Annotated in this window: 5 protein-coding genes, 1 tRNA gene and 1 pseudogene; 3 read left to right on the top strand and 4 right to left on the bottom strand. The window is 63.3% G+C overall.

Annotation, left to right across the window (positions count from 1 at the left end; translation table 11 throughout):
* Nucleotides 1-335: 335 nt before the first annotated feature.
* Together EN906_RS16710 and ppdK are read right to left on the bottom strand one after the other, a co-directional pair.
* The gene (locus tag EN906_RS16710; RefSeq protein WP_127270460.1) at nucleotides 336-1,439 is read right to left on the bottom strand and encodes a glycosyltransferase family 9 protein; all 1,104 of its coding nucleotides are present in this window, start codon (nucleotides 1,437-1,439) and stop codon (nucleotides 336-338) included.
* A gap of 118 nt (nucleotides 1,440-1,557) precedes the next feature.
* Nucleotides 1,558-4,236 (bottom strand): pyruvate, phosphate dikinase, encoded by a 2,679-nt coding sequence (gene ppdK / locus EN906_RS16705; protein ID WP_127270462.1) that lies wholly within the window; start codon nucleotides 4,234-4,236, stop codon nucleotides 1,558-1,560.
* A 221-nt stretch (nucleotides 4,237-4,457) separates the two neighbouring features.
* Here ppdK and EN906_RS16700 point away from each other — a divergent pair.
* The 3 genes and pseudogenes from EN906_RS16700 to EN906_RS38810 all read left to right on the top strand — a co-directional run bounded on the left by EN906_RS16700 (nucleotide 4,458) and on the right by EN906_RS38810 (nucleotide 5,456).
* Nucleotides 4,458-4,782 (top strand): annotated as a pseudogene (locus tag EN906_RS16700) (VOC family protein).
* Between the two features lie 128 nt (nucleotides 4,783-4,910).
* Nucleotides 4,911-4,985 (top strand) — tRNA-Gln (locus EN906_RS16695).
* 18 nt (nucleotides 4,986-5,003) lie between these two features.
* Nucleotides 5,004-5,456, top strand: coding sequence for an Hpt domain-containing protein (locus EN906_RS38810; RefSeq protein ID WP_127269370.1), 453 nt, complete (start codon nucleotides 5,004-5,006; stop codon nucleotides 5,454-5,456).
* A gap of 15 nt (nucleotides 5,457-5,471) precedes the next feature.
* On the opposite strand, the gene EN906_RS16685 is transcribed toward EN906_RS38810, so the two are convergent.
* Together EN906_RS16685 and EN906_RS16680 are read right to left on the bottom strand one after the other, a co-directional pair.
* The gene (locus tag EN906_RS16685; RefSeq protein WP_127269369.1) at nucleotides 5,472-6,896 is read right to left on the bottom strand and encodes a glycosyltransferase family 2 protein; all 1,425 of its coding nucleotides are present in this window, start codon (nucleotides 6,894-6,896) and stop codon (nucleotides 5,472-5,474) included.
* The coding region (locus tag EN906_RS16680) for a HEAT repeat domain-containing protein (RefSeq protein ID WP_164776015.1) at nucleotides 6,896-7,284 on the bottom strand (389 nt) is incomplete at its 5' end. The genes EN906_RS16685 and EN906_RS16680, both read right to left, overlap by 1 nt.

Genomic DNA, 7,284 nt, shown 5'->3' with positions numbered 1-7,284 from the left:
GTTGTCGGTCTGTCCACCGCACGCGTCGAGCGTAAGCGCCACACGGCCGGCTCCGCTCGCCTGCGACTTGATGTGCAGCGTCGGCTCGACGAGGGGCGCGGCATGGCTGGCGGATGCCATCGCCCACGACAGGGCGATCATGCAGAGACTTTTTTGCAGCAGGCGCATCAAACCGATTCCCGGACCCGTCATTTCAAGCAGGCATCCCAACGACCCGCATGAAGGCGGAAATCGGGATGGCGCATAGCAGAAAAGCGCTCCGCGACAATGTGACCGTTCCTGTGGCGAAGGGGGTCATTCCGCCGCGTCGAGGGTCGTGCATGCGACGCATGATCTCAGATGGCGTGTTCCAGTTTCATTTCGGTGCGCGAAAGAACCTCGCGCACCGCATCGACCACAGGCTTGACCTCCAGGCCCCAGACGCAGCATGCCTTGCTGGGATCTGGCGCGCGGCAGAGGTTTTCGGCCATGCAGGCGCAAGGCATCGGCGGCTGGAGCGAGATGCTGGGCACGCCGACGGGACCCCAGCGCGACGGCTCCGTCAGACCGAACAATCCGACAACCGGGGTTCCGGTGGCTGCGGCCATGTGCATCGGGCCGCTCTCATTGCCGAGAAACAGCCGGGCCTGTTTCAGCACCGCCAGCAGGCTTTCAAGCGACAGGTCACCGACGAGATTGACGACCGACGGCGCGGTCCTGGCGACGATACGTTCGGCGATCTCGCGCTCGTCCGGGCCGCCCACCAGGACTACGTCCAGGCCGGTCTCGCCGGCAATCTCGACGATCACTGCTGCAAACCGCTCCGGCTGCCAACGTCGGCCCTCGAAGCTTGCACCCGCATGTACCGCGATGAATGCGTTTGGCCTCAGATGGCGCTTACCCAGCAGCGCCAATGCTTTCGCCGTCTCCATTGGCAGCGGCTCAAGGTTTGGAATCACCGTGCGAAGTTCGATGCCGAGCGCTTCGAGCGGCGAGAGGTAGCGGTACAGGAAATGCTGACCATCAAAGCCGTAGGGCTTGGCAAAAACGTTGGCGGGCTGCCGCTCCAACATACGCAAGGGTCTTTCGGAAGGACTGTAACCGACACGGGTCTTGGCGTTGACGAGCCCGGTGACGATGCGCGACGTCTTCGAGTCGGTCAGGTCGATGGTCAGGTCGAAACGGAAGCGGCGCAACGCCCGCACCATGGCGTAAAGCTCTTTCCCGCGCTCCAAGGACGTGCCGCGCATGCGGTCGCGCCTGAATGTGACCACCTCGGAAGCTATATCATGGGCGATCACGAAGCTCTCGAAGCGAGCCTCGCACAGAAAGACGATGCTGGCGCCGGGGAATGCGAGCCGCAGGTTCTTGGCGAGCGCCGAGGCGAGGACGAGATCGCCTATGAACTTGGTTTGGACGACCAGGATCGAGTGGAACGGCGCGGGAGAAATCTGCAGCATCTGTTTCCGGGAGCAATTTGCGGATAGCCGCAAATTGGGCAGGAACAATGTCGAGATTGCGCGACGCCGCCAGCACGTTCGCGTGAATTGCCTTACAAAACGGTAAGCTGGATGGATCCTATCGGCGGCCTGCCTTCGCAACCAGCACCGCAGCCTGCGCGGCCGCCAGCCTGGCGATCGGTACGCGATAGGGCGAACAGGACACGTAGTCGAGGCCGACCTCTTCGCAAAAGCGGATCGAGGCCGGATCGCCGCCATGTTCGCCGCAGATGCCGAGCTTGATGTCTGGCCGCGTCGCCCTGCCCTTTTGCGCGGCCATGCGCACCAGTTCGCCGACGCCGTCGATGTCGAGCGAGACGAACGGGTCCTGATCGATAATGCCCTTCTGGCGGTAGGTTTCCAGGAACGAGGCCGCATCGTCGCGCGAGATGCCGAAGGTCGTCTGGGTCAGGTCGTTGGTGCCGAAGGAGAAGAATTCGGCTGACTCTGCAATGACATGGGCACGGATCGCGGCGCGGGGGAGCTCGATCATCGTGCCAGTGAGATAGTCGATCTTGACGCCGGTTTCCTCCATGACGCTCTTGGCAACCGCATCGATGCGCGCCTTGACGTAATCGAGTTCCTTCACCAGGCCGACGAGCGGCACCATGATCTCGGGGACCACCAGCGCGCCGGCCTTCCTGCCGGCCTCCACGGCCGCCTCGAAAATGGCCCGCGCCTGCATCTCGGCGATCTCGGGATAGGAGACAGCCAGGCGGCAGCCACGATGGCCGAGCATCGGGTTGAACTCGTGCAGTGCCTCGGTGCGCTGCCTGAGCTTGTCCGGCGACACCTTCATGGCGGCGGCGACCTCGGCCACCTCCTCCTCGGTCTTCGGCAGGAATTCGTGCAACGGCGGATCGAGCAGGCGGATCGTCACCGGCAGGCCGGCCATGATCTCGAACAGTTCGAGGAAGTCCGAGCGCTGCATGGGCAGAAGCTTGGCAAGTGCGGCGCGCCGGTCCTTTTCGGTGTCTGCCAGGATCATCTCGCGCATGGCGACGATGCGGTCGCCATCGAAGAACATGTGCTCGGTGCGGCAGAGGCCGATGCCTTCGGCGCCGAAGGAGCGCGCCATGCGCGCGTCGAGCGGCGTTTCGGCATTGGTGCGCACTTTCATGCGGCGGACCGCGTCCGCCCACTCCATGATGGCCGCGAAATCGCCGGAAAGTTCCGGCTGCAGCATCGGCACGGCGCCCTTCAGCACCTGGCCATTGCCGCCATCGATGGTGACGATGTCGCCCTTGCGGAAGGTCGAGCCCATCGCCATCAGCGTGCCGGCCTTGTAGTCGACACGCAGCGAGCCGGCCCCGGAGACGCAAGGCTTGCCCATGCCGCGCGCCACCACCGCGGCGTGGCTGGTCATGCCGCCGCGCGTGGTCAGGATGCCTTCCGCCGCATGCATGCCGTGGATGTCTTCGGGACTGGTTTCGATGCGCACCAGGATCGCCTTGCGCCCTTGCGTCTTCAATTCCTCGGCGTCGCCGGAGGAAAAGACGATCTCGCCGGTAGCGGCACCGGGCGACGCCGGCAGTCCGATGCCGATGACATCGCGCGCGGCCTTGGGGTCGATGGTCGGATGCAGCAACTGGTCGAGCGAGGCCGGGTCGATACGGGCGACGGCTTCCTCTTTCGTGATCAGCCTGTCCTGCGCCATCTCGACGGCGATTTTCAGCGCCGCCTTGGCGGTGCGCTTGCCGGACCGGGTCTGCAGCATCCACAATTTGCCGCGCTCGATGGTGAATTCGAGATCCTGCATGTCGCGGTAGTGCTTCTCCAGACTGTCGGAGATGGTGACAAAGGACTGGAACGCGTCAGGCATCAGCTTCTGCAGCGACGGCCTGTCCGAGCCAGCTGCGATACGTGCCGCTTCGGTGATGTTCTGCGGCGTGCGGATGCCGGCGACGACGTCCTCGCCCTGCGCGTTCACCAGGAACTCGCCATAAAGCATCTTTTCGCCGGTCGAAGGGTTGCGCGTGAAGGCAACGCCGGTGGCCGAGGTTTCGCCCATATTGCCGAACACCATGGCCTGGACGTTGACCGCCGTGCCCCAGCTTTCGGGAATGTCGTGCAGCCGGCGATAGGTGATGGCGCGGTTGTTCATCCAGCTCGAGAACACGGCTGATATCGCGCCCCAGAGCTGCTCATGCGGATCCTGCGGAAAGGGCCTGCCGAGCTCTTCCTCGACCTTGGCCTTGTAGAGCGCGATGACGCCTTGCCATTCGAGCGCCGTGAGTTCGGTGTCGAGCTCGTGCCCGAGCCCGCCTTTCTGATCCTCCAGGATTTCCTCGAACACCTCATGGTCGAGGCCCATGACGACGTCGGAATACATCTGGATGAAGCGGCGGTAGCTGTCATAGGCAAAGCGCGCGTCGCCGGAATCGGCGGCCAGCGCCTCGACCGTCTCGTCGTTCAGGCCGAGATTGAGCACGGTATCCATCATGCCGGGCATCGAGGCGCGAGCGCCCGAACGCACCGACACCAGCAGCAGTTTCGACGGGTCGCCGAACCGACGGCCGGTCAGCCGGCCGATGTGATCGAGCGCGACCGCGACATCGGCTTCCAACCCGGCCGGATAAATACGGCCGTTGGCGTAGTAGGCGTTGCAGACCTCCGTGGTGATGGTGAAGCCCGGCGGCACCGGCAGCCCCAGGCTGCACATCTCGGCCAGGTTGGCGCCCTTGCCACCCAGGAGATTCCTGTCGCTGGCACGGCCTTCCGCCGCACCATCGCCAAAGGTGAAAACCCATTTGGTCATGCATCGCTCCGGTTGCAGGAGACTGGAAAGATTGGCGAAACGGAAAGTTCCGCCGGTCCGTCCTTGGAGCGATATGATGCTGCAGTGCGAAAGGCAAGACATCGGCAAAGCCACCTGGCCACTACAATCGATTAAGCAAAGCCGTGCTCCAGCATGCGGCAAAAAGACTTGCCAAGTCAGGAATTCTGGAGTAGAACATACAGTGAACAAACAGGTGCGCCATGAAACTGCCCGGAAAACTCGACTATCTGGAAATGCCCGCGACCGGTGGAACGCTGGACCGGCTGAAGGCTTTCTACAGTACCGCCTTTGCCTGGTCGTTCACCGGCCTTTGCCGAAGGCCTGGACGGAGGCTTCCAGGCAGATGCCGCGGAAGCGCCATCAAAGCCGCTGCCCGTGCTCTACAGCAGGGATCTGGAGCAAACCCTCGACGCTGTCGAAAGCGCCGGCGGCACGATTGTCAAACCGATCTTCCCGTTCCCCGGCGGCCGGCGCTTCCACTTCGTCGATCCAGCCGGAAACGAGATGGCGGTGTGGTCCGAATAGCCCGCTGCATATCATTTGCCAGCGCTGCGTTGCCTGCCCAATTCGAGCGTTCCAACCGTCACTCATAAGGATTGTGCTTTTTGGCTGCTCTGCTAATAACGCGCCGCACAAGCGACTCTGACGGCAATTGGGGCGTCGCCAAGTGGTAAGGCATCGGTTTTTGGTACCGACATTCCCAGGTTCGAATCCTGGCGCCCCAGCCAATCACTTTTTTTCTGGTGATGGCAGCGCGGTTGTCCCCAGCCCAGGCATGCCAGTGTCGTTGCAGACCAGCCCTGGTGCCGTTCTCCTCCGACAGGGGGGCGTGCTCGACCAAGCAGTCCATTCCAACCCGCGCCGCTTTCTGCTTGAATGACCCTCGACGTCCCGCAACGGAGCATCGGCCTATCTCAAACGATCCCTTCGCTTCCTTGCAGCAACGTTTCCTTGCCCGGTGTGCGGATCGGCTCGTGGAGTTGAAGGCCGCCCGTGAGAGGAGGGCTGTGCCCGGCAGCAGTTCCGGCGATACGCTGATCGGGATCGCTCACTCGCTGGCGGGTGGGGCCGGAACGTTCGGCTTTCCGGATATCAGCGTGCGAGCGTCCGAGCTTGAGACGTTGCTGATCGAGCGGTCGGATGTCGCACATACTGCGCTCGATGCGCTTATTGCGGAGATCGAGCGGACGCTGAAGTGACTCAGCCGAAGAGGCTCACTTCTTCGGCCCAGTCAGGCCGGTCCTGGTCATCTCGCCCCAGCTCTGGTCGGCGCGCAGATACTGCCACCAGCCCTTCACACGCCAGAAATTGTTGAGCTGGCGGTAGCCGAAATTCTCGATCACCGCCACGGCCGTGAGTACGGCAAGGTCCCGCGCGCGCGGAAAACGCTGAAGCTCGGCTTCTTCGAGAACCAGCGAACACACGCTCACGCAAACGCCGTAGGTGAAAACCAGCGACGTGAATGCCAAGAGATATTCGGTCGAGAGGATGCCGAGTAGCCAAAAGGCCGGGATCAGCACATAGCCCAGCACCTCCGATATGGGCCCAAGCACATCGACAATCAGTATGTGACCAAATCCGAGGAAGCCGACCCGCCCATAGCGGGGGTTGAAGAGCATGGAGCGGTAGCGGAAGAAGCACTCGAGCGCACCGCGCTGCCAGCGCGTGCGTTGCCTGGCCAGAACGCGCAGTGACTCGGGTGCTTCTGTCCAGCACACCGGCTCCGGAATGAACTGGATGCGGTATTTGCGTTTGGTGTCCATCATGTGGCGATGCAGCTTGATCACAAGGTCCATGTCCTCGCCCATCGATCCCTTGGTGAAGCCGCCAACCGCCACCACTTCGGCGCGGCGGAACACGCCGAAGGCGCCGGACACCAGCATCAACGTGTTGATGCGGCTCCAGGCCAGCCGTGCCATAAGGAAGGCCCGCAGATATTCGACCACTTGGAACAGTGCCAGCAACCGGCTGGGCAGGCGGATCTCGCGCACCCTGCCCGCTTCGATCCTCGATCCGTTGGCGATGCGGATCGTGCCGCCGACGGCGATGGTGCGCTCGGGATCGTCGATGAAGGGCTGGGCCGCGCGCATCAGTGCGTCGGGCTCGAGGATGGAGTCGCCGTCGATCACACAAAAGAGAGGCGCGCGGCAGACATTGACGCCGGCATTCTGGGCATCGGCCTTGCCGCCATTTTCCTTGTCGACCACGAACAGCCGTTCTGTCATCGGCGAGGAATAGAGGCCGCGGATCGGCTTGTGTGTCAGGGCCTCCTCATAGGGTCGGTGGAATTTCACCAGTTTGAAGCCTTCGATAAGGCGCTGCAGAGTCTGATCCTTCGAGCCGTCGTTGATGACGATGACCTCGAAATTCGGATATTCGAGCGCCAGCATCGAGTGCACGCTCTCGACCACATTCACTTCCTCATTGTAGGCGGGCACCAGCAGCGCGATCGGCGGCGCTACGTCGCCATAGCGGTGCCACAGCAGAGCCGAACGCGCGACCGGCGGGCGCTTGGACAGGGCGTAGGCGGCGATGATGAGCTGCAGCAGGTAGATCGCCGTCTGCGCCAGCCCCGCCCCGATGATGAACCAGGACAGGATGGAGGCCCCCAGAACGATCTCTTGGCTCCAGTCGAACATCAGGTGGCTGGCCCCTCGGCGAGGATCAGCGAGGCCGTGCGCTGCCTGCGCGAGACGTCGCTGGCGGCGATCTCGCGCAGCACCTGCTCTCCCTTCTGGCCGAACGAGCGGAGCGCGTTGGCAGCGGCGTAGCGCACAGTCCATGCCTCGTCGTCCATAAGCTGCGCGAGGGGCGCGGCGAGTTCAGACAGGCCGAGGCGGCCCGCCGCGTCGGCAGCGTCGGCGCGTACATCCCAGCCGCCATTTTCCATCGCCTTGATCAGGATGGCCGGCGCATTGGCATGTCCGGTCAGGCCGAGCGCCCGCAATGCGGCTGCGGTAACCTCCGGCGACGGATCGCCGGCCGCGCGGGCAAAGAACTCACCAAACCGGAACCCGCCGTTGCGGG

The sequence above is a fragment of the Mesorhizobium sp. M7A.F.Ca.CA.004.06.1.1 genome (genome assembly GCF_003999135.1).
Taxonomy (GTDB): Bacteria; Pseudomonadota; Alphaproteobacteria; order Rhizobiales; family Rhizobiaceae; genus Mesorhizobium.
Note: the sequence above shows the minus strand (reverse complement) of the source record. Positions and strands in the feature narration are given on the sequence as shown.